At 69.4% G+C, this 18,369-nt stretch carries 21 protein-coding genes and 2 pseudogenes; 14 read left to right on the plus strand and 9 right to left on the minus strand.

Annotation, left to right across the window (positions count from 1 at the left end; genetic code table 11):
• Positions 1 to 5 precede the first annotated feature (5 nt).
• The 3 genes from GNX96_RS05375 to GNX96_RS05385 all read left to right on the plus strand — a co-directional run bounded on the left by GNX96_RS05375 (position 6) and on the right by GNX96_RS05385 (position 2,333).
• Entirely contained in the window at positions 6 to 812 is an 807-nt protein-coding gene (locus tag GNX96_RS05375) for a B3/B4 domain-containing protein (RefSeq protein WP_163567236.1), read from the plus strand.
• A gap of 35 nt (positions 813 to 847) precedes the next feature.
• Positions 848 to 1,405 carry a CGNR zinc finger domain-containing protein gene (locus GNX96_RS05380; RefSeq protein ID WP_163567237.1) on the plus strand — a complete coding sequence of 186 codons (558 nt, stop codon included), beginning with the start codon at positions 848 to 850 and terminating at the stop codon, positions 1,403 to 1,405.
• Positions 1,406 to 1,469: 64 nt separating this feature from the next.
• Positions 1,470 to 2,333, plus strand: a complete 864-nt coding sequence (locus GNX96_RS05385; RefSeq protein WP_163567238.1) for an alpha/beta fold hydrolase — start codon at positions 1,470 to 1,472, stop codon at positions 2,331 to 2,333.
• 35 nt (positions 2,334 to 2,368) lie between these two features.
• Here GNX96_RS05385 and GNX96_RS05390 read toward each other — a convergent pair whose 3' ends face one another.
• From GNX96_RS05390 to GNX96_RS05400, 3 genes are read right to left on the minus strand one after another with little or no spacing between them, the layout of a single operon-like run.
• Positions 2,369 to 2,815 carry a hypothetical protein gene (locus GNX96_RS05390; protein WP_163567239.1) on the minus strand — a complete coding sequence of 149 codons (447 nt, stop codon included), beginning with the start codon at positions 2,813 to 2,815 and terminating at the stop codon, positions 2,369 to 2,371.
• Positions 2,812 to 3,438 (minus strand): MFS transporter, encoded by a 627-nt coding sequence (locus tag GNX96_RS05395; protein WP_390623925.1) that lies wholly within the window; start codon positions 3,436 to 3,438, stop codon positions 2,812 to 2,814. The genes GNX96_RS05390 and GNX96_RS05395 overlap by 4 nt, the downstream gene beginning before the upstream one ends.
• A complete protein-coding gene (locus GNX96_RS05400) occupies positions 3,384 to 4,199 on the minus strand; it encodes an MFS transporter (protein ID WP_163567241.1) in 816 nt (271 codons plus the stop codon). Before GNX96_RS05400 ends, GNX96_RS05395 begins: the two co-directional genes overlap by 55 nt.
• A 221-nt stretch (positions 4,200 to 4,420) precedes the next feature.
• Between GNX96_RS05400 and GNX96_RS05405 the strand changes: the two genes are divergently transcribed.
• The 11 genes and pseudogenes from GNX96_RS05405 to GNX96_RS67070 all read left to right on the plus strand — a co-directional run bounded on the left by GNX96_RS05405 (position 4,421) and on the right by GNX96_RS67070 (position 13,640).
• The gene (locus tag GNX96_RS05405) at positions 4,421 to 5,197 is read left to right on the plus strand and encodes a hypothetical protein (RefSeq protein WP_279579431.1); all 777 of its coding nucleotides are present in this window, start codon (positions 4,421 to 4,423) and stop codon (positions 5,195 to 5,197) included.
• Complete coding sequence (locus GNX96_RS05410; RefSeq protein WP_163567243.1) at positions 5,194 to 5,754, plus strand: hypothetical protein; 561 nt, start codon at positions 5,194 to 5,196, stop codon at positions 5,752 to 5,754. Before GNX96_RS05405 ends, GNX96_RS05410 begins: the two co-directional genes overlap by 4 nt.
• Positions 5,751 to 6,728: a glutamate ABC transporter substrate-binding protein gene (locus GNX96_RS05415; protein ID WP_163567244.1), complete on the plus strand. Its 978-nt coding sequence runs from the start codon at positions 5,751 to 5,753 to the stop codon at positions 6,726 to 6,728. The genes GNX96_RS05410 and GNX96_RS05415 overlap by 4 nt, the downstream gene beginning before the upstream one ends.
• 30 nt (positions 6,729 to 6,758) lie before the next feature.
• Positions 6,759 to 7,952, plus strand: coding sequence for a hypothetical protein (locus GNX96_RS05420; RefSeq protein ID WP_163567245.1), 1,194 nt, complete (start codon positions 6,759 to 6,761; stop codon positions 7,950 to 7,952).
• A gap of 34 nt (positions 7,953 to 7,986) precedes the next feature.
• Positions 7,987 to 9,633: pseudogene (locus GNX96_RS05425) on the plus strand (serine/threonine protein kinase); the annotation flags it as partial.
• Positions 9,634 to 9,989: 356 nt separating this feature from the next.
• On the plus strand, positions 9,990 to 10,247 hold the full coding sequence (locus GNX96_RS49040; RefSeq protein WP_279579448.1) for a tetratricopeptide repeat protein: 258 nt from the start codon (positions 9,990 to 9,992) through the stop codon (positions 10,245 to 10,247).
• Positions 10,247 to 10,735, plus strand: a complete 489-nt coding sequence (locus GNX96_RS49045; protein WP_279579449.1) for a double zinc ribbon domain-containing protein — start codon at positions 10,247 to 10,249, stop codon at positions 10,733 to 10,735. The genes GNX96_RS49040 and GNX96_RS49045 overlap by 1 nt, the downstream gene beginning before the upstream one ends.
• On the plus strand, positions 10,660 to 11,271 hold the full coding sequence (locus GNX96_RS49050) for a PP2C family protein-serine/threonine phosphatase (RefSeq protein WP_279579432.1): 612 nt from the start codon (positions 10,660 to 10,662) through the stop codon (positions 11,269 to 11,271). The genes GNX96_RS49045 and GNX96_RS49050 overlap by 76 nt, the downstream gene beginning before the upstream one ends.
• The gene (locus GNX96_RS05435) at positions 11,268 to 12,239 is read left to right on the plus strand and encodes a vWA domain-containing protein (RefSeq protein ID WP_279579433.1); all 972 of its coding nucleotides are present in this window, start codon (positions 11,268 to 11,270) and stop codon (positions 12,237 to 12,239) included. The genes GNX96_RS49050 and GNX96_RS05435 overlap by 4 nt, the downstream gene beginning before the upstream one ends.
• Entirely contained in the window at positions 12,157 to 12,561 is a 405-nt protein-coding gene (locus tag GNX96_RS49055; protein WP_279579434.1) for a hypothetical protein, read from the plus strand. The genes GNX96_RS05435 and GNX96_RS49055 overlap by 83 nt, the downstream gene beginning before the upstream one ends.
• Positions 12,561 to 13,640 carry a hypothetical protein gene (locus GNX96_RS67070; protein WP_279579435.1) on the plus strand — a complete coding sequence of 360 codons (1,080 nt, stop codon included), beginning with the start codon at positions 12,561 to 12,563 and terminating at the stop codon, positions 13,638 to 13,640. Before GNX96_RS49055 ends, GNX96_RS67070 begins: the two co-directional genes overlap by 1 nt.
• On the opposite strand, the gene GNX96_RS05450 is transcribed toward GNX96_RS67070, so the two are convergent.
• The 6 genes and pseudogenes from GNX96_RS05450 to GNX96_RS49080 form a co-directional block, all read right to left on the minus strand.
• Complete coding sequence (locus tag GNX96_RS05450) at positions 13,570 to 14,508, minus strand: hypothetical protein (protein WP_163567247.1); 939 nt, start codon at positions 14,506 to 14,508, stop codon at positions 13,570 to 13,572. The two genes, GNX96_RS67070 and GNX96_RS05450, sit on opposite strands and share 71 nt — an antisense overlap.
• On the minus strand, positions 14,508 to 15,029 hold the full coding sequence (locus tag GNX96_RS05455; RefSeq protein ID WP_163567248.1) for a SigE family RNA polymerase sigma factor: 522 nt from the start codon (positions 15,027 to 15,029) through the stop codon (positions 14,508 to 14,510). Before GNX96_RS05455 ends, GNX96_RS05450 begins: the two co-directional genes overlap by 1 nt.
• A 78-nt stretch (positions 15,030 to 15,107) precedes the next feature.
• Positions 15,108 to 15,974, minus strand: coding sequence for a PEP-utilizing enzyme (locus GNX96_RS49060; RefSeq protein WP_279579436.1), 867 nt, complete (start codon positions 15,972 to 15,974; stop codon positions 15,108 to 15,110).
• A gap of 109 nt (positions 15,975 to 16,083) precedes the next feature.
• Positions 16,084 to 17,807 (minus strand): annotated as a pseudogene (locus GNX96_RS62625) (PEP/pyruvate-binding domain-containing protein).
• Between the two features lie 100 nt (positions 17,808 to 17,907).
• Entirely contained in the window at positions 17,908 to 18,120 is a 213-nt protein-coding gene (locus GNX96_RS49075; RefSeq protein WP_279579438.1) for a winged helix-turn-helix domain-containing protein, read from the minus strand.
• On the minus strand, positions 18,084 to 18,369 hold a 286-nt coding region (locus GNX96_RS49080; protein ID WP_279579439.1), incomplete at its 5' end, for a hypothetical protein. The genes GNX96_RS49075 and GNX96_RS49080, both read right to left, overlap by 37 nt.

Genomic DNA, 18,369 nt, shown 5'->3' on the forward strand with positions numbered 1-18,369 from the left:
AGCGCATGAAGCATGTTCACCTCGGTGACGAAAGGGATTTACCTCGTCAAGCTGCCCGAACCACCCCGACTCGTACGGGCGAGGCCGCCGGCCGTACGGGCATCGGCGACAATCGGCGGGTGAACACCGAGATCAGCATCGCGCCAGAGGTGACCGCGCAGTATCCCGCCTATCGCGCGACTGTCGTGCTGGCGCACGGCCTGCGCAACGGCCCGAGCGGCCCGGAGACCGTCGACTACCTCGCGGACGCGGTCGCCACCGCAGTCAAGACCCTCGACGGACGCAAGCCCGGCGAACACCCACAACTCGCTGCCTGGCGGCGGATTTACCAGTCTTTTGGGGTAAAACCGAGCCGCTTCTACTGTTCCGCCGAGGCGCTCGCGCGGCGCGCGCAGAGCGGCCAGGTGCCGTCCATCAACGAGCTCGTCGATCTGTACAACGCGGTTAGCCTGCGGCATCTGCTGCCGGCCGGCGGCGAGGACGCCGGTGCGCTGCAGGGTGAGCTGGTGCTGCGGTTCGCCACCGGCGACGAGCCCTGCGACATCCCGGAACGGCCGGACGGACCGACCGCGCCGGCCATCGGCGAGCCGGTCTGGGCCGACGACGCGGGCGTGACGTGCCGGCGGTGGAACTGGCGGCAGGGCCGGCGGACGACGGCGTTGACCGACCAGACGACCGACGCCTTCTTTCTGCTCGACGCGGCCGACGAGTCATCGTACGAGCCACTCGCCGACGCCACCGCCGAGCTGACCGACCTCCTCACTCGACGGCCCGGCGCGACAGTCACCACTCGCTCGTTCTCTAACGTTTAGATCGACAGCTAAACATGAGGTAAGCTCGACGGACTATGAGTGACTGGATAACCGTCCCGGGCGAGACGGCCTCGGTCGCGCTCGCCCTGGTGAACTCGCTGCATGCCGGCCCGAACGGCGACATCGACCACCTGGCGAGCCCCGAGGCCGCCGCCTCCTGGCTGCGGTCTCGTGGCCTCCTGCAGAGCGACACGGTCCTCAGGGAAGTGTCCTCACTCGCCCAGCTGCGTGCTGCCGTACGGGAACTTTTCCTCGCTTTCTTGGAAGAACGCGATGCAGATCCCGCCGCGGTCGACACCGTCAACGAAGCGGCGGCGGCGACCCCGGGAGCTTCTTCGGTCGCCTGGCCGCCGACCGGGCCGGTACGCACCTGGTCGACCATTCGGCCCGGCACGCTCGCCGAAGCGCTTGCCGCCATCGCCGGCGACGCTATTGACGTGCTGTGCACGGAACGAGCCGCCACCATCCGCGTCTGCGAAGCACACGGCTGCGTACGCGTCTTCTTCCGCGAGCACGCCCGCCGCCGCTGGTGTTCCACCACCTGCGGCGATCGAGTCCGAGCCGCCCGGCACTATCGATCCTCACACTCCTAATGGATATCTACTCAGTTATCCGTTAGACTTCGAGGGTCGATGACGGCTTTCGAGAGGACACCCCGTGACACACCAGGTTCATCACCGGTACGTGACCGTGCAGGGTCACCAGATCTTCTACCGTGAGGCCGGCCCTCGGGACGCGCCCACGATCGTGCTGCTGCACGGGTTCCCGAGCAGCTCTTTCATGTATCGCAACCTGATTCCCCAGCTGGCCGACCGCTATCACGTGGTGGCGCCGGACTACCCCGGCTACGGCTGGTCGGACGCACCGAAGCCGAGCGAATTCACGTACGACTTCGAGTCGGTCACCGCCGTGATGGTCGACTTCCTGGCCGCCCTGAAACTTGAGAGTTTTGCCCTCTATATTCAGGATTTCGGCGCCCCGGTGGGCCTACGGATCGCCTCCCGCCAGCCAGCGCGGGTCACCGCGATCATCACCCAGAACGGCAACGCCTACGTCGACGGCCTGGCGCCCGAATTCCTGGCGTTCCTACAGTCCGACGACCGCGACAGCCAGGAAGTCTTCGCCCGCTCGCAACTCACCCTCGACGCCACCAAATGGCAGTATCTAACGGGCGTACCAGATCCGACCCTCGTCGACCCAGACGCCTTCCTGCACGACCAAACTCTGCTGGATCGACCCGGAAACGACGCCATCCAGGTCGCGATGCTCACTGACTATCCCCACAATCTCCCCATCTACCCGGAGATTCACCGCTATTTCCGGGAAAGCCAGGTGCCATTGCTCGCCGTCTGGGGCGCCAACGACCCGATCTTCATCGCCGCCGGCGCAACGGCGTACCAAAAGGACCTCCCCAACGCCGAAATACACCTCCTCGACAGCGGCCATTTCGCGCTTGAGACTCACGCCGACACCATCGCCGCTTACGCCCTGGATTTCCTTGACCGGGCCCTAAAAGGCTAGGTTCAACCAGCAACCTCTGGGGTATCCTCGCGAGGTTAGTGATACACGGTCACAAGGTCGTCGCCAAACAAGACGGCCATCCGCAAAATATCGAGGAGACTCTCGAGAGTCTCGGCAGACTCCGGATCATCGGGGTCATCAAGATCCGCCGCCTCCAGCCGGGCCGCCGTGTCGGCGACCTCAATCCCCGTCAGCCAGCCAAAAGTCGGCTGGTACGACCATTGCATCCCGGCCAGTGGGCGGTCGAGCAGGTGGCCGGCGGGTCCGGCCCCGATGATCCCGGCGAGCGCGGTCGCGACGAACTGATCGCGGAACCACTCGCCGCCGGCCGAGCTGTGGGTGATCGAGTCAATTGGCCGGCCCAGCACGCGCAACACGTCGTACGTGCGCTGGGCTCGGTCGTCGGCTGACGCATCGATGCCGGCCAGCCGCGCGGTCAGCTCCGCTAATGGAACCGCGAAAAAGGCCAGCGTGTAGCTCATGCGCCTACCCTGTCATGGCGCCCGGCCGCGGGCTCGGCCACCGCTTGGCGCGGACCGGTCAGGCCGACCGCGGCCAGCCCCGCGGCGACCAGCGCGCTCGCCGCCATCACCACGGCGACAACGACAAAGGACGAGGTGGCCGTGTACGTCGTGGTGAAGACGGCCACGCCGAACACGCCGCCCACCCGGACGATCGTGTTGAAGAGGCCGCTCACGTCGGCCGCGTAGCGGGTGTCGACCGTGTCGGTGAGGACGGCGATCGTGCCGGCGAACGTGCCGCCGTAGCCCAACCCGGCAATGCCCAGCACCAGCGCGAGCACCCAGCTGCTCGGTTGTCCGTACGCCGCCAGCAGGGCGACCACCGCGAAGCCGGCGGCGACCAGCAGGGTGCCGGCGAGCCCAGCCAGTTGCCGATGCCGTGGGCTGAACCGGCCGAGCAGCGGGCCGGCAACCCCGAAAGCGGCGACCCACGGCACCATCACCAGGCCGGATTCGGCGGCCGACGCACCCCGGCCCTGCTGCAGGTAAATCGCCACCACCAGCAGGATCCCGAAGTAGATCGCCCCGGTCACCGCGGCCGCCGCCAGCGTCCAACTGATGGACCGGCGACCGAGCAGCTCCAACCGGACCAGCGCAGCGGCGCCACGCCTGGCCGTCCGCCGTTCCACCACCACGAAAAACGCGAACGCCGGCACCGCGGCGAGCAGGCAGCCGTACGTCCACCCTGGCCAGCCCTCCCCCGGCCCCAGCACCAGCGGAAAAACACCAGCAGGCCGAGCGCGACCGTCAGCAGCGCGGCGCCTGGATAGTCCAGCCGACCGGCGGCCGTGGTGGAACGACCGACCGGAAGGGTGCGGCACAGCGCGAAAAGCGCGATGCCCAGCGGCACGTTGAGCAGGAACACCGGTCGCCACGACGTGCCGAACAGGTTCGCCGACACGATCAGGCCACCCAGCACCTGGCCGATGACCGCGCTGCCGGCCAGCACGATCGTGTACGCGCCCAACGCGCGAGTACGCTGCCGGCCCGTACTCATCACCTGGATCCCGGTCAGCACCTGCGCCACCAGCAGCGCGGCACCGGCACCCTGCACCACCCTGGCCACGATCAACAGCCACGGGCCGGTGGCGAGCCCGCAGGCAAGCGACGCCAGCACGAAGACCGCGAGGCCCACCCGGTAGACGCGACCGAAACCGTACAGCCCACCCAGCCGAGCGCAGAAGACCAGCAGCACGGCGAAAGCCAGCGTGTACGCGGACACGATCAGCTCGACCTCGCCGGCGCTCGCGGCCAGCCCGGACCGGATCGCCGGCGTCGCGGTGTTCACCACCGCGATGTCCACATTGGACAGGAACATGCCGCCCAACAGGACGGCGATGGGCACTGAACGGGACTTCGTAGACAACTCCATACGTACTGATCGTGCCCGCGTTCCCCCTCGATATCTGGCGGCGAACAGACGTCGCGTTTAGCCCAACAGACCTTGCTCCTATGGGGGAACATGGTGATCACTTGAAGGGCAGCTGTATCGCAAAAGGGCTACAAAGAGGGGCTCTGGCAGGTAGTACGGAGAGAAGCACCTTCCAGCGCTTGAGGAGACCGATGATGGCGGCGACCACCGCGGTTCCACCGGTGACTGCGGCACCCCAGCGGCCAACCCCGAAGCCGGCTCGGATGGGGTGGTCCACGCCGGTCACGTTGACGGTGTTGGCGCTGGCAGCGGTGGTGCTCAGCCTGCTGACCGGCGCGGTGAACCTGACCGGCGTCCAGAACCGTTCGACGGCGCTGGACCAGCTGACCACCAGCAGCGGCCCGCTGAGTTCGGCCGCGCAGAACCTCTTCCGGGCACTGTCGGACGCGGACGCGACCGCGACCGGCGCGTTCCTGTCCGGCGGGCTGGAGCCGGCGGCTACCCGGCAGCGGTACGAGCTGGACATCGCGCAGGCCAGCCGGGCGCTGGCCACCGCGGTGGCGGCCCGGGATCCGGCCGACCTCGCCAGCCCGGATCATCCGTTGGTCATCCTGTCGACCCAGCTGCCGGTGTACACGGGCCTGGTGGAGACCGCACGGACCGACAACCGGCAGGGCCTGCCGCTCGGCGCCGCCTACCAGCGGGAAGCGTCGAACCTGATGCGTACGCAGCTGCTGCCGGCCGCGCAGCGGCTCTACCAGAGCGAAGCGGCGCAGCTCACCGCCGACCAGGACCAGGCCGGCGCCTGGCCGGTCCTGGAGGTTCTCCTGGGCCTGCTGCTGCTGCTGGCGCTGCTTTATTTCGCCCAGCGCTACCTGCTGAGGCGTACGAACCGGGTCTTCAACGCCGGCCTGCGGTCGCGACCGGCGCGGCGGCGCTGTCCCTGCTCTGGGTTCTCGGGTCGGCGGTGATCGCCATCGAAACGGTTTCCGCCAGCCGCCATCAGGGATCCGCCCAGGCGGACGCGTTGTCGCAGGTCAGGGTGTCGATTCTGAAAGCTCGGGCGGACGAGACGCTGACCCTGGTGGCCCGCGGGGCTGGGCAGGCGTACGAGTCGGATTACGTGCGGCTGACAAAAACGCTCGCCGACGACCGTGGGCTGCTCGGCTCGGCCCGGACGGCCGCGACCGACGATCGCGTACGGTCCGACCTCGCGGCCGCCATGACCGATGCGGCGACCTGGCTGAAGGTACATAAGAAGATCCGGACCGCGGATGACTCAGGCGACTACACGACCGCGGTCGGGCTGACCATCGGCTCCGGGACGGACAGCGCGGCGACTGCTTTCGACCGGCTGGACGGCGAGCTGGGCGACGCGATCGTACGCACCAGGGGCAGCTTCGGCGCAGAGGTCTCGGACGGCCAGGGCGCGATGAGCGGCGTCGCGGTCGGCGCCAGCCTGCTCGCCCTGATCGCTGCCGCCGGGTCCGCCTATGGCAGCTGGCAACGGCTCAAGGAGTACCGATGAGCACCCGTTCGGGCAGGTTCGCCCTGATAGTGGCCCTCGCGCTGGTGGCGTTGGCCGGCTGTGCCGGCCAACCGCCCATCAACACGCAGGTGAAGGCGACCGTTCCGCTGCCGGGCGGTGCGCAGGTGGTGACCTCGCCGCCGAAGCCGGAGAACACGTCCTGTGGCGACCCGACCGCGAGCCTGCGGCCAGCCAGCTCGCAGCCGGCGCCCGGGCAGATGCCGGCCGGTACAACCATGCAGCGGATCGCACAGCGCGGCAAATTGATCGTTGGCGTCGACCAGAACACGTACAAAGTGGGCTATCGCGATCCCGCTACCGGCACCATCGAGGGCTTCGACATCGACATGGCCCACGATGTCGCGAAGGCGATCTTCGGGGACCCCAACCGCATCCAACTGCGCGCGCTCACCTCCGCACAACGGCTCACGGCGCTGGTCAACGGTGATGTCGACATGGTCGTACGGACGATGTCGATCACCTGCGACCGAGAGCTCCAGGTCGCTTTCTCGTCTGTCTACTACGTGGCCAACCAGCGGGTCCTGGCCAAGAAAAACTCCGGGATCACCTCGATGGCGAGCCTCGCCGGCAAGAAGGTCTGCGCGACCAGTGGGTCGACCTCGTTGCCGGCCATCCTCAACGCCCCCTCCAAGCCGACCGCGGTGGCGGTCACCGACTGGACCGACTGCCTGGTGATGCTGCAGCAGGACCAGGTCGACGCGGTGTCCACCGACGACACGATCCTGGCCGGCATGGCCGCGCAGGACCGCTACACCCAGCTGGTCGGGCCGCCGATCTCGGCCGAGCCGTATGGCATCGCCATCCCGAAGCAGAACACCGACATGGTCCGGTTCGTCAACGGCGTGCTGGACCAGATCCGCTCGAACGGCTCGTGGACCGCGTCGTACGACAAGTGGCTGGCGGGCCTGCTCGGCCCGGCGCCGGCTCCCCCGCAACCCCGCTACCGGGACTGACGGGAGCGAACGGGGATGACGAGACCGGGGATGACCCGTGAGCAGCTGGACCGGGCGCTCAAGGCACAGACGGACGAGAACGCCCGACTGGCCGGCGCGCTGTTGGAGATGGACACCCATCCCGGCCATCAGTTGCTCAAGGATGCCGTCCTGACCGGTGTGACCCTGACCCGCTGGACGCAGGCCAAGCAGGACATGTCGGTGTTGTGGGCGCAGTTCAGCGTCCATCGCCGGCTGGTCGAGCAGGCCCAGCAGGTCCGCGACCGGCGGTCCCGGCCGACGCCGGCCGAGGTTGGCGAGCTGCGCGCGCTGCTCACCGGCCCGGTGGTCGAACTGGACGCGGAGCGGATGCCAATCGACCGGCGTGGCGCGACCGTGCCGGCCGCGGTGACCGACCGGATCAGCCTGCCGGTGCTGCTGGAGCGGATGATCGCCACCTACCGGCAGATCACCCAGCTGCTCACCGCGGTCGATACGGCCTGGTTCCGGATCGCCGCACAACTCGACCCGCTGGAATCGCAGCTGCTCGCCTCCGGGAAGCTCGCGGTGTCTCTCAACGCCAACCGCAACAGGGTTGAGCGGATCGCCACCGAGCTGACCTCCGTCCGCGAGGCCGTGCTGGCCGACCCGCTGGGCACCTCGTTCGACGAGCTGACCAGGCTCGCCGGGGACCTCGCGGCGGTACGAGCCGAGCTGCAGGAGCTGGCGGCCGTACGGGACAGCTTCCAGGCTCGGCTCGACCAGCTGGCCTCGCGGCTGGCGGATCTCGCGACCGCTCAGCAGGTGGCCGCGCAGACCGCCGCGCTGGTACGAGAGAAGATCGCGGACCCCGGGCTGTCACCGTTGCCGGACCAGGCGACCGCTCTTGCGGAGCGGCTCGACGATCTGCGTGCCTCCGGGCATACCGGTCGCGGCAGCAGCAGCTGGCTGGCACGGCCGCGGAGCTGGAGACGGACTTGCAAGCCGCAGCCGTGGCCGTACGCACTAGTACGAATGCGTACAACGGACTTATGGACCGCAGGGCCGAACTGCGCGGCCGGCTCGACGCGTACCAGGCCAAGGCCCGGCAGGTCGGCTACGCCGAGGACCTGGACCTCACCGCATTGCATCGAACCGCTCACGACCTGCTGTTCACGGCGCCCTGTGACCTGGCGGCGGCCACCGTGGCGGTCAACCGCTACCGGCAGGCGATCACCGAGCGGACCAGCGCTACCTCGCTGTTGACGACCGGTCGGGCGGTAGACGGGAAGGAGTCACCATGACGGCCTGTGTCCAGCCTGGCTGCGACGGCGGCACCCTCGACGAGGACGGCTTCTGCGACAGCTGCGGGCTCGAAGCTGAAGCCATCAGCGCCTCTGCTGTGTCGACCAGAACGGCCGCGACCACGAGCAGTGGTACGGCCGCGTGGACGCCGTCGACCTCGACGGTCTCCACCGTGTCGACCAGCAGCTCGAGCAGCCGGCGGACCAGCGGTCGGACGGCCAGCCGCGGGCTGCTCGGCGCCGGCCTGGTCGAGGTGCCGCGGGTGCCGGCCCGCGACCCGGCGACCGCCGTGATGGCCAACCCGCAGGTGCCGGAGAACAAGCGTTATTGCAGCAAGTGCGGCATCAAGGTGGGGCGCGGCAAGGACGGGAAGCCAGGCCGTGAGGAGGGTTTCTGCCCGGACTGCGGCAACCACTTCTCGTTCACCCCGAAGCTGTCCGCCGGCGACCTGGTCCGCGACCAGTACGAGGTGCTCGGCTGCCTCGCGCACGGCGGGCTCGGCTGGATCTACCTGGCCAGGGACCACGCGGTCGCGGACCGCTGGGTGGTGCTGAAGGGCCTGCTGGACAGCGGTGACGAGGACGCGATGGCGGCCGCGATGGCCGAACGCGGCTTCCTCGCCGAGGTCGAGCACCCGAGCATCGTGCCGATCCACAACTTCGTGAACCACCGGCATCCGGGTGCTGAATCCGAGGTCGGCTACATCGTCATGGAATACATCGGCGGCACGTCGGTGAAGGACCTGATCAAGGCGAACCGGCTGGCCGGCGACCCGAGCGCCTGCCTGCCGCCGGAGCAGGCCATCGCGTACGCGCTGGAGATGCTGCCCGCGCTCGGCTTCCTGCACAGCACGGGTCTGCTTTTCTGCGATTTCAAGCCGGACAACATGATCCAGACCGAGGAGCAGCTGAAACTGATCGACCTCGGCGCGGTCCGGCACGCGGATGACCACAAGTCGGCGATCTACGGCACCGTCGGCTACCAGGCGCCGGAGATCGGCGAGGCATGGCCGTCGGTCTCCTCCGACCTCTACACAGTCGGTCGCAGCCTCGCGGTGATGAGCTTCCCGTTCGACTTCCAGATCGCCTACCGGCACTCCCTGCCGACGCCGGCCGAGGTGCCGCTGCTGGCCGAGTTCGAGTCGTACTATCGCTTCCTGCTGCGCTCAACGGCGAAGGATCCCGCTCGCCGGTTCGGAGACGCCGAACAGATGCGCGAGCAGCTGACCGGGGTGCTACGCGAGGTGCTCGCGACCAAGGACGGCCAGCCGCGGCCCGGCGCCTCGAAGGAGTTCACCCCGGAACGGCTGGCCTTCGGGGTACCCGGCTCGCTCGGCCAGCTGCCGGATCTGACCGAGGTCGCGGCCGTCCTGCCGGTGCCGCTGGCCGACTCCGACGACTCTGGCATCGCGTACTTGGCCACGGTCACCACCACAGACCCGAAAGAGCTGGTCACCCAGCTGTCCACGGCCGAGGTGGAGGGCGTCGAGGTCCGGCTGCGGCTCGCCCGCGCGTATCTGGATCTCGGCGAGACCGGCAGCGCCGCCAAGGTGCTGGACAAGCTGCTGACCATCATCGAGCCGGACGACTGGCGGCTGGACTGGTATCGCGGGCTCGTCGCGCTGGCCAACGGCCTGCCGAAAGACGCGCAGCAGCGCTTCACCGCTGTCTACGACATGTTGCCGGGCGAGGCGGCGCCCAAAAACTCGCGGTCGCGGTGTCCGCCGCCGCGACCGGGGACGCGCGGACCGCCGAGCGCTACTACCGGATCGTCTGGCGGACGGATCGCTCGTACGTCAGCGCGCGGCCTTCGCCTTCGGCCTCGCCCGCGCGCTGCTCGCGACCGGCGACCGGATCGAGGCGGTGGACGTGCTGAACTCGGTGCCGCACACCTCCAGCCACTATCTGGTCGCCCAGCTGTCGGCGATCCGCGCTCGTACCGGCACCCCGCGCGCCGACCGACCTGACCGAGCCGGACCTGGTCACCGCCGGCACCCAGCTGGCCGCCCTGAAACTGGACGCCGAGCGGACCGCGCAGGCCACCCGCGAGCTGCTGGAAGTCGCGCTCAGTTGGGTGCGTACGCAACCCAACGGCACCGCGAGAGGCGTGATTTTAGGGCACCGGCTGGTCGAGCCGGACCTGCGCGTCGGCCTGGAGAGCTGCTATCGGACGCTGGCTCGCCAGGCCGGCAATCGGACCGACCGGATCGCTCTGGTGGACCTCGCGAACGCGATCCGGCCAAGGACGTGGACGTGATGGCCGCGATGAGCTGCCCGAACTGCGGCCAACCCGTCGAGCCAGCGCAGCGGTTCTGCGAGGAGTGCGGCGAAAGCCAGCTGCTGCGCCGGACCCCGGTCGGCGGCCCAGTCGGCCTCGCCAGCGCCTGCCGGAGCTGCGGCGACGCCTCCTTCGGACCCGATGGCTTCTGCGAGAACTGCGGCCACGGCCGGCCGGCCGGGCGGGACCGGATGGAGTGCGACCTCGGCCCAGTGGCCGGCGTCAGCGACCGGGGCCGACGGCGGGCCCGCAACGAGGACTCGATGGCCTTCGGCGCGGTCGGTCGTACCGGCCAGACCCGGGCCGTGGTCGCGGTGGTGTGCGACGGGGTGGCGTCCTCGGAGCGCGCCGACGAGGCGTCCCAAGCGGCCGCCTCGATGCCGCCACGGACGTGCTTTTGTTGGCACTTATGGAGAACGACGACTTCAGTCATAGCGACGCGGTGGACGCGACCGGCGACGCGGTGACGGCCACCTTCGAAGCGGTGGACGCGCTTGTACGCGCACACGAGGCGCCCTCGTGCACGTACGTGTCCGCGGTCGTCACCGCGAGCGAGGTGACGGTCGGCTGGCTGGGCGACAGTCGCGCGTACTGGATCGGCGACGACCTGACCGAACAGCAGCTGACGGTCGACGACACCGTCGTATCGCTGCTGGTGGCGGCGGGGGTGAGTGCCGAGCAGGCGATGGCCGACCCGAACGCACACGCGTTGGCGCGCTGGGTGGGCGCCGACGCCGAGGACCGCCAGCCGCAGGTGCGTACGTTCCAGCCGGACGGTCCGGGCGCGGTGGTGCTGTGCAGCGACGGGCTGTGGAACTACCGGCCAGCACTGGACGGGCTGGCGACGGCCGTACGCGCCGGACCCGGCACCGCCGGCACCCGGCCGGCGGCCGAGACCGCGCAGGCGTTGACCGCCCTCGCGCTGGAGTCCGGCGGCCACGACAACGTCACCGTTGTCGTCGTACCAGTCCCCATCACAGACCTTGGGAGTCCACAAGCATGACCGCGCAGTTCCAGCTGGCCGTCTTCCAGAACGAGTACCTGCCCGAAGGCGCCGCCGAGGTCAACGCGATCGTCACGGTCAGCGCGACTGGCGGCGCTGGTGGCCCGTCGACGGCCCAGGCCGGACCGGCGGCCGAAGTGATCATCATGGACTGCTCCGGCTCGATGGAGATGCCCCGCCGGAAGCTGGAGGAGGCCAAACGGGCCACCTCGGTGGCGATCGACACGCTCCGCGACGGGGTCCAGTTCGCGGTGGTCAACGGCATGGACATCGCTCAGATGATCTATCCGCGGCACCCTCGGATGGTGACGGCCGACGACCGTACCCGCGCCGAGGCCAAGAGCGCGCTCGCGGGCGTACGCGCCGACGGCGGCACCGCGATCGGCGAGTGGCTGCTGCTGGCCGATCGACTGTTCGCCGACCAGCCGGCGTCCATCAAGCACGCCATCCTGCTCACCGACGGCCGCAACGAACACGAGGCGCCGCAGAAGCTGGACACGATCCTGCGCCAGGTGGCCGGCAAGTATGTGGTCGACTGCCGCGGGGTCGGCACCGACTGGGAGGTCGCCGAGCTGCGCAAGATCTCCAACCGGATGCTCGGCAGCGTCGACATCATCGCCGAGCCGGCCGGGCTGGCCGCCGACTTCCGGTCGATGACCGCCGCCGCGATGGGCAAGGAGGTCGCCGACGTGGCGCTGCGGCTGTGGACCCCGCAGGGCGCGACCGTGAAGTACGTGAAGCAGGTCGAGCCGTCGCTGCTGGACCTCACCGACCGGCGGGTCGAGTCGGTACCGCGCAGCGGCGACTATCCGACGGCGTCCTGGGGCACCGAAAGCCGCGACTACCACGTCTGCGTCCAGGTCAGTCCGCCGGGTCGGCGACCGGATGCTGGCCGGCCGGGTCAGCCTGGTCCTGCCGGACGGCGAGATCCTGGGGAAAGCGCAGGTCATCGCCACCTGGACGGATGACAGCGCGCTGTCCACCCGGATCAACCCGCAGGTCGCGCACTACACCGGGCAGGCCGAGCTGGCGTCCGCGATCCAGGAGGGGCTGGCCGCCCGCAAGGCCGGCGACGTGGAGACCGCCACGGCCAAGCTCGGCCGGGCGGTCGCGCTGGCCACCGAGACCGGCCACGAGGACACCGCCAAGCTGCTCGCGAAGGTGGTCGACATCGATGACCCGGTGACCGGGACCGTACGGCTCAAACGCCAGGTCGAGACGGTCGACGAGATGACACTGGACACCCGCTCGACGGTCACCAAGCGGGTCGGGAAGCCGGGACCCAGCTGATGCCCACCTGCCCGGCTGGCCACCAAAGCGCCGAAGACGACTTCTGTGACGTCTGCGGTCTCGCGATCGTCTCCCCGGACGCCGCCGCCACCGAGGCCATGTCGACCGAGGTCGGGCCCAACGGCCAGCCGTGCCGGTCCTGTGGAGCGCCGCTCGCCGGCCGGTTCTGCGAGGCCTGTGGCGCCGACTCGCTCGCCACTGCTGCGTCACCCGCCACTGCCTCGCCCACTGGTCCCCCACCAACAGTTGCCTCCGCTACCCGTACGGCTCCGCTGCCGATGCCGTTGCCGACCATCGACCTCGCCGTCTCGGCGGCGAGCGAGTGGACCGCGGTGATCAGCGCGGACCGCGCCTACTTCGACGTCGTACAAGCCGCCGAGGGCCCGGACGCCGCCGCGGTGGCCTTCCCGGCGTACTGCCCGGAGCGGTCTTTTCCTTTGCGGAGCAAGGAAATCAGCATCGGCCGGCGGAGCACTTCGCGGGGCATCGCGCCCGACATCGACCTGACTGGCCCACCAGAGGACCCGGGCGTCTCCCGCCTGCACGCCGCCCTACTCGCCCAACCCGGCGGCGGCGGGCTGGGCCGTCGTCGATGTCGGCTCGGCGAACGGCACGACCCTCAACGACGACCCCACCGCCCTGTCCCCCAACGTCCCACGCCCAGTCGCCGCCGGAGACCGCATCCACGTCGGCGCCTGGACCACCATCACCCTGCGTACGACCTGACCGCGAGGGGTTACCTGGGATTTTGCGGGGTGAGGCCAGCGGCGTTGAACTGGCCGAGATCCATGGTGCGTGGAACCTTGAAGCCGGTTCCCCTGCAGGCGTTGGAAGACACCGAGCAACGCAGGATGGTGTCATCCGGGTTGGACGGCGGGTTGCCGATCCCCAACACCGTGTCGGAGTCCTCCCAGGCGAAGCTCAGGGTCTGGAACCGGTACGGGACTCGCATCTTGGGCCCCGCGACGAGATGGTCACCCTCGACCGTCGCGGCCCGGATCACGTTGGTCAGCAGGTCGGTGACCACAATCGACTTCCCGCCCGGTGCCACCGAAATGATCGGACCAACGCCTGGGTGACCTGGAAGTCGCAGCTCTGGCCGGACATCGCGAAGTCACGAGCCGGGTCGACGAACCCAACGCAAACCCGGCCCTTCGGATCCATCGTGTAGCCGAGCAACCGGTCACCGTCAGCGGCGCCCTGCACGATCCCGACCCCGTGCTGGCTCACCTTGCCGTTCCACGGCCCGGCCGCGAAATCCCACAGGCCGACCTGCGGCAGGCCGCTGGGTGGCACGCTTCCGAGCACGACCGAGTCCCGATACCAGCCGAGCACGTGGCTTTCCGGCGGCCCGACCTCCGACTCGGATCGTACGAGCGAAGTGGTGCCGATCAGTTTCCTGGTCCTCACCTGGTAAACCTGCACGAGGTTGCCGGCCGTACCAGCCTGGGTAACAGCCACTCGCTCGCCGTCCGGCGACGCGACCACGCTCAGGTTGGCGGTGTGCGCTCCCTCGACCAGGCTGCTGACCACCCCGGCCGGCGACACCAGCACCGCCGCCACCGAACTGTTGGCGACCCATCCTCCGGCCACCGGCGTGATGACCCAGGCCCCGCCAGTCAGGCCCGACCGCGGCAGCGCGACGGTTTTGCCTCCAGGCAAAGACAACTTGTCCTTTTGGACGCTCACCACCTTGGGCGGTCCGGTCGGCACCGCACCGGTCGCCGGTACGACGGACGAGTGGTCACGGAAAGATCCGAGCCCGACCGCCCCACCGAGCAAACCGGTGACGACGACCACCACGCCGGCGACCATGGCCCAGCGGCGAGTACGGCGTACCCGCTGGCCGCGCCGGACGATCTCCTCGCCGCCGACAGGTGGGCCGTCAACCCGTACACCCTGTTCCCGCATCGTCCTGCGCAACAGTGTTTCCACGTCGTTCGTCATCAGAACACCTCTCCCGCCACCATGACGTCGCCGCTGATGCCCATCAGGGCCCGAAGCCTGGTCAGTCCGCGTGATGCCATGCTTTTCACGCCGCCCACCGAAATGCCCATGGCCGCCGCGGTCTCCCGCTCGGTCAGGTCCTCGTAGTAGCGCAGCACCAGCACCGTGCGTTGTCGCGCTGGCAATGCCTGTAAGTGCCGCCACATCGCGAGCTGGTCCTCGCGGGCACCGATCTGGTCGGCTCCGGGCACTTCCGGCAGCCGGTCCGTCGGTCGCTCCGAGAAGGACCGCAGTCGCCACCACGACGTGGCGGTGTTGGCCAGCACGCGCCGGACGTAGGCGGTGGCGGCCGCCGGATCCCGGAGCTGGCCCCAGCGCAGGTAGGTCTTCGTCAACGCCGTCTGCAGCAGATCCTCGGCTCGGCTCTGGTCTCCTACCAGCAGATACGCGGTCCGCAGCAAGCTCGCCGAACGATCCGAGACGAACGCCACGAAGCCTTGGTCATCGCCGTCCACAGTCATACTCGGGCGCCTTTCCAATGAGGTAAGCACGCCGAGAGGACGCCTCATCCGGACGAGAAGGTTGCTGCCGAAGTATCGTCAGCCCAAACGGGCAGCGCCTATCAGCCGCGCAGCGCTTTGCTGGATGACGCTGCCGGTGGAGCCGTCGACGGTGATGGTGTCGCCGGTTTTGATGGCGTGGGTGGCGTCCGGGACGCCGACGACCGCGGGGATCCCGTACTCGCGGGCGACCATCGCGCCATGCGAGTTCGCGCCGCCCATCTCCATCACCAGACCGCCGGCGGTCAGGAATAACGGCGTCCAGCCCGGGTCAGTGGACGGTGCGACCAGGATCTCGCCGGGTTCCAGGTGGGCGCCGGTCGGGTCGAGCACCACCCGCGCGACGCCGGTGACCGTACCGGACGACGCCGGGGTGCCGCCGAGTGCGCCTTCGGGCAGGTCGTCCCGGCTGGTGGTCACCTCCGGCTCGGCGCCATCGGACAGCAGCAGCCGAGGCAGCTTCCGGCGCCGGACCTCCCGCTCGTACGCCTCCCGGCGCTCGGCGACCAGCGGCTGGTACGCCTGCCCGGCGATCGCCTTCTCGACCTCACCGAAATCCAGGAAGAAACACACGTCGTCGGCGTCGTCCAGCAGCTGCCGCGCCACCAGCTCGCGACCAATCACCGCGAGGTGCTCGCGCGCCATGCCGAGCGCGGTGACCAGCAGGAACTTCGGCGACTCGCGGATGCCGATCAGCTCCCGGGACCGCCGGAGGCCGAACTCAACCAGCCGGGCCCGCAGCCGGCCGTGGCTCCGCGCGTACGCGACCAGCTGCTCGATCGCGTCCTGCGCCTCGACGGCACCGCGGGCGAATTGGGCGTCCGGCGCCAGCCGCTCGTCATCGAGCCGCAGGTAGTTGGCCAGCACGCCAAGAATGTGGGTCGGGTCGTCGGACCAGCGCGGCATGCCCAGATCGATCTCGGCGATCGCCCGCCGGCCGTACTTTTCCAGGAATGCGGCCAGTCCACGCTGGGTCGTGGCCGTGAGCGAGCCAGCCTTGTAGCGCTTCGCGAGGTCAGCCGCCGAGGTGTCCGCCAGCTCGGCGGCTGCCTCCGCGTCCGTGCGGATCCGACGCCAGCCGCCAGAGGCTCAGGTCCATCTCGGTGGTCACGTTGTACGGCATCGCACGCAGCACGGCCCGCCGCAGGTCCTGGTCAGCGTCCGGGATCAGCCGGCCGGCGAGCACGTACGCGAGCGTTCCGGCGGCCATCGTCGGCATCACGCTGGGGATGATGCGGGACGTCCGGTTGTTCAGGATCCACTCGGCGGCCCGCAGGTGGCCGGCCGCGTCGGAGGGCTGCCCGACCCCCTCGTGCAGGCTCTTTTCGAGGTTCCGTACGTACTCTCGAGCCGCCGCGGGGCGAGCGAACGCGCGCCCGATCTGCTGAGGCGCGCCGAACCGCACGCCCACGCGTACGACCGCGGAGAGCACCGGCCGCCGCGACTTGTGGATGACCGACAGTCGCGGCTCGTCGAAGAGCGACCGCATGATCGCCGACGAGCGAGCCTCCATCACGTCCAGCATTCGCGGCATGATGTCGCGGCCGATCTTGCTGCGAATGATCGCGGTCGCGTCGACGAACAGCCGCCCGCCGGCCTCTTTCAGGATCGGCGGGCCCTGCCGAGCGTCGGCCACCGGGTGGTGCAGCAGGTCCGCGACGCCTGAACCGAGCAGCCGGAAAGCCGCCAGGCCCATCGGCGTGAACGGGCGGAACATGCCCTGCGCGACGTTGACGTTGAGGTACGCCCGGAGCTCGTCCGGGCTGTCCGGCGCGTCCGTCGGCAGCGGGTAGAGGGTGGTGATCGGCCGCGCCTGGGTCAGCCACAGCCGGCCACCCGGCTCGATCGCCCACTCGATGTCCTGCGGCCGCCCGTAGTGCTTCTCGACCTGGTCACCCAGCGCCGCCAGATCCTCGATCTGGGCGTCGGTCAGGCAGGCGGTCTCCGAACCATCCGGCAGGTTGACCGTCTCCGTACCGCCGTCCGGCAATGATCGGATCAGGGTCCGCTTGTCCCCCAGCCGGCGCTCCTTGATGACACCCGTACGGGTGTCGACGTCGACGACGAAATGGTCGGGTTCACCGAACCGGAGACGACCGACTCGCCGAGCCCGGGGCTGGCGTCGAGCACGGCCTCACGTCGGCGCCCGGTGAGTGGGTTCGCGGTCAGCAGCACACCGGCGATCTCCGCGTCCACCATTCGCTGTACGACCACGGCGAGCTGCACCAACCGGTGGTCGATGTCGTTGCTGGACCGGTAGGCGACGGCTCGATCCGTCCACAGCGAGGCCCAGCACCGGCGCACCGCGTCGACCACCGCGTCGGCGCCGATGATGTGCAGGTAGGTGTCCTGTTGGCCGGCGAAACTCGCATACGGCAGGTCTTCGGCGGTGGCCGACGAGCGTACGGCCACCGGCACGTCAGCGCCGAGCTGCCCGTACGCGGCCCGGATCTCCGCTTCGACGTCGTCGGGGACGGGAGTCTCGAGCAGGATTTTCCGTGCATTCGCCGGAAGTTGCGGGTCGTCGTAGTCGAGCTGCCGCGGCGACACTCTCGCGTACGCCTCGGTGGTCACCGTGAAACCGCCCGGCACCGGGAGCCCCGCCTGGGTCATCTCGCCGAGGTTCGCCGCCTTGCCGCCGACCTCCGCCAGCATGGTCGCATCGGTGTCCTTCAACGCCCGTACCAGCGGCTTCGCGGTGCCTGCCGGGTTGCCGATATGCGCCATTTGTGCGGTCATGATGTCCTACGCCTCCCCTGATGGCCGGCCCACAGACTTCCGACCCCGTCTGTCAAGGTACGGGCAAACGAACAATAAATCAACACGTGATGAATTATTGTCAGTCGTCGGCGGTGAGGCGGTAACCGCGTTTGACCACGGTTTGGACGAGGCGCGGGTCGCCGATGGTGGCTCGGAGGCGGGATATCGCGCTGTCGACGGCGTGCGGTTTGTGGCGGCCGCCGGGGAGAGCGCGCAGGAGTTCGGCTCGGCTGACGACGTGTCCGGGTCGGCGGATCAGGACACGAAGGAGGGCGACCGCGGCCGGTGGCATCTCCCTCGGCTCGCCGCCGCGTCGACCAGCACCGCCCGGCCGCGGACGGCGAGCGTACGGCCGGAAACCGCGAGTTGGGGTGCGCGGGAACACAAGTACGCGCCGAGAGTGCGGATCAGGCTGTCCAGGTGGGGCGCGCTGACCGGTACGTCCCAGCCGATGGCGCGTACGTCCTCGGCCAGCGGTTCCAGGCAGGCGACGACGACCTCGGGTGAGAGCGCGGCGTGGAGTTCGGCGGCGAGGCCGCGC

It is taken from the genome of Fodinicola feengrottensis (assembly GCF_010993775.1).
Classification (GTDB): Bacteria; Actinomycetota; Actinomycetes; order Mycobacteriales; family HKI-0501; genus Fodinicola; species Fodinicola feengrottensis.

Coding starts and splice junctions, on each gene's coding strand:
- GNX96_RS05375 (WP_163567236.1), top strand. CDS start 6: ATGAAGCATGTTCACCTCGGTGACGAAAGGGATTTACCTCGTCAAGCT.
- GNX96_RS05380 (WP_163567237.1), top strand. CDS start 848: ATGAGTGACTGGATAACCGTCCCGGGCGAGACGGCCTCGGTCGCGCTC.
- GNX96_RS05390 (WP_163567239.1), bottom strand. CDS start 2,815: ATGAGCTACACGCTGGCCTTTTTCGCGGTTCCATTAGCGGAGCTGACC.
- GNX96_RS05405 (WP_279579431.1), top strand. CDS start 4,421: ATGGCGGCGACCACCGCGGTTCCACCGGTGACTGCGGCACCCCAGCGG.
- GNX96_RS05415 (WP_163567244.1), top strand. CDS start 5,751: ATGAGCACCCGTTCGGGCAGGTTCGCCCTGATAGTGGCCCTCGCGCTG.
- GNX96_RS05420 (WP_163567245.1), top strand. CDS start 6,759: ATGACCCGTGAGCAGCTGGACCGGGCGCTCAAGGCACAGACGGACGAG.
- GNX96_RS49045 (WP_279579449.1), top strand. CDS start 10,247: ATGGCCGCGATGAGCTGCCCGAACTGCGGCCAACCCGTCGAGCCAGCG.
- GNX96_RS05435 (WP_279579433.1), top strand. CDS start 11,268: ATGACCGCGCAGTTCCAGCTGGCCGTCTTCCAGAACGAGTACCTGCCC.
- GNX96_RS49055 (WP_279579434.1), top strand. CDS start 12,157: ATGCTGGCCGGCCGGGTCAGCCTGGTCCTGCCGGACGGCGAGATCCTG.
- GNX96_RS67070 (WP_279579435.1), top strand. CDS start 12,561: ATGCCCACCTGCCCGGCTGGCCACCAAAGCGCCGAAGACGACTTCTGT.
- GNX96_RS05450 (WP_163567247.1), bottom strand. CDS start 14,508: ATGACGAACGACGTGGAAACACTGTTGCGCAGGACGATGCGGGAACAG.
- GNX96_RS05455 (WP_163567248.1), bottom strand. CDS start 15,029: ATGACTGTGGACGGCGATGACCAAGGCTTCGTGGCGTTCGTCTCGGAT.
- GNX96_RS49060 (WP_279579436.1), bottom strand. CDS start 15,974: ATGCCGCGCTGGTCCGACGACCCGACCCACATTCTTGGCGTGCTGGCC.
- GNX96_RS49075 (WP_279579438.1), bottom strand. CDS start 18,120: ATGCCACCGGCCGCGGTCGCCCTCCTTCGTGTCCTGATCCGCCGACCC.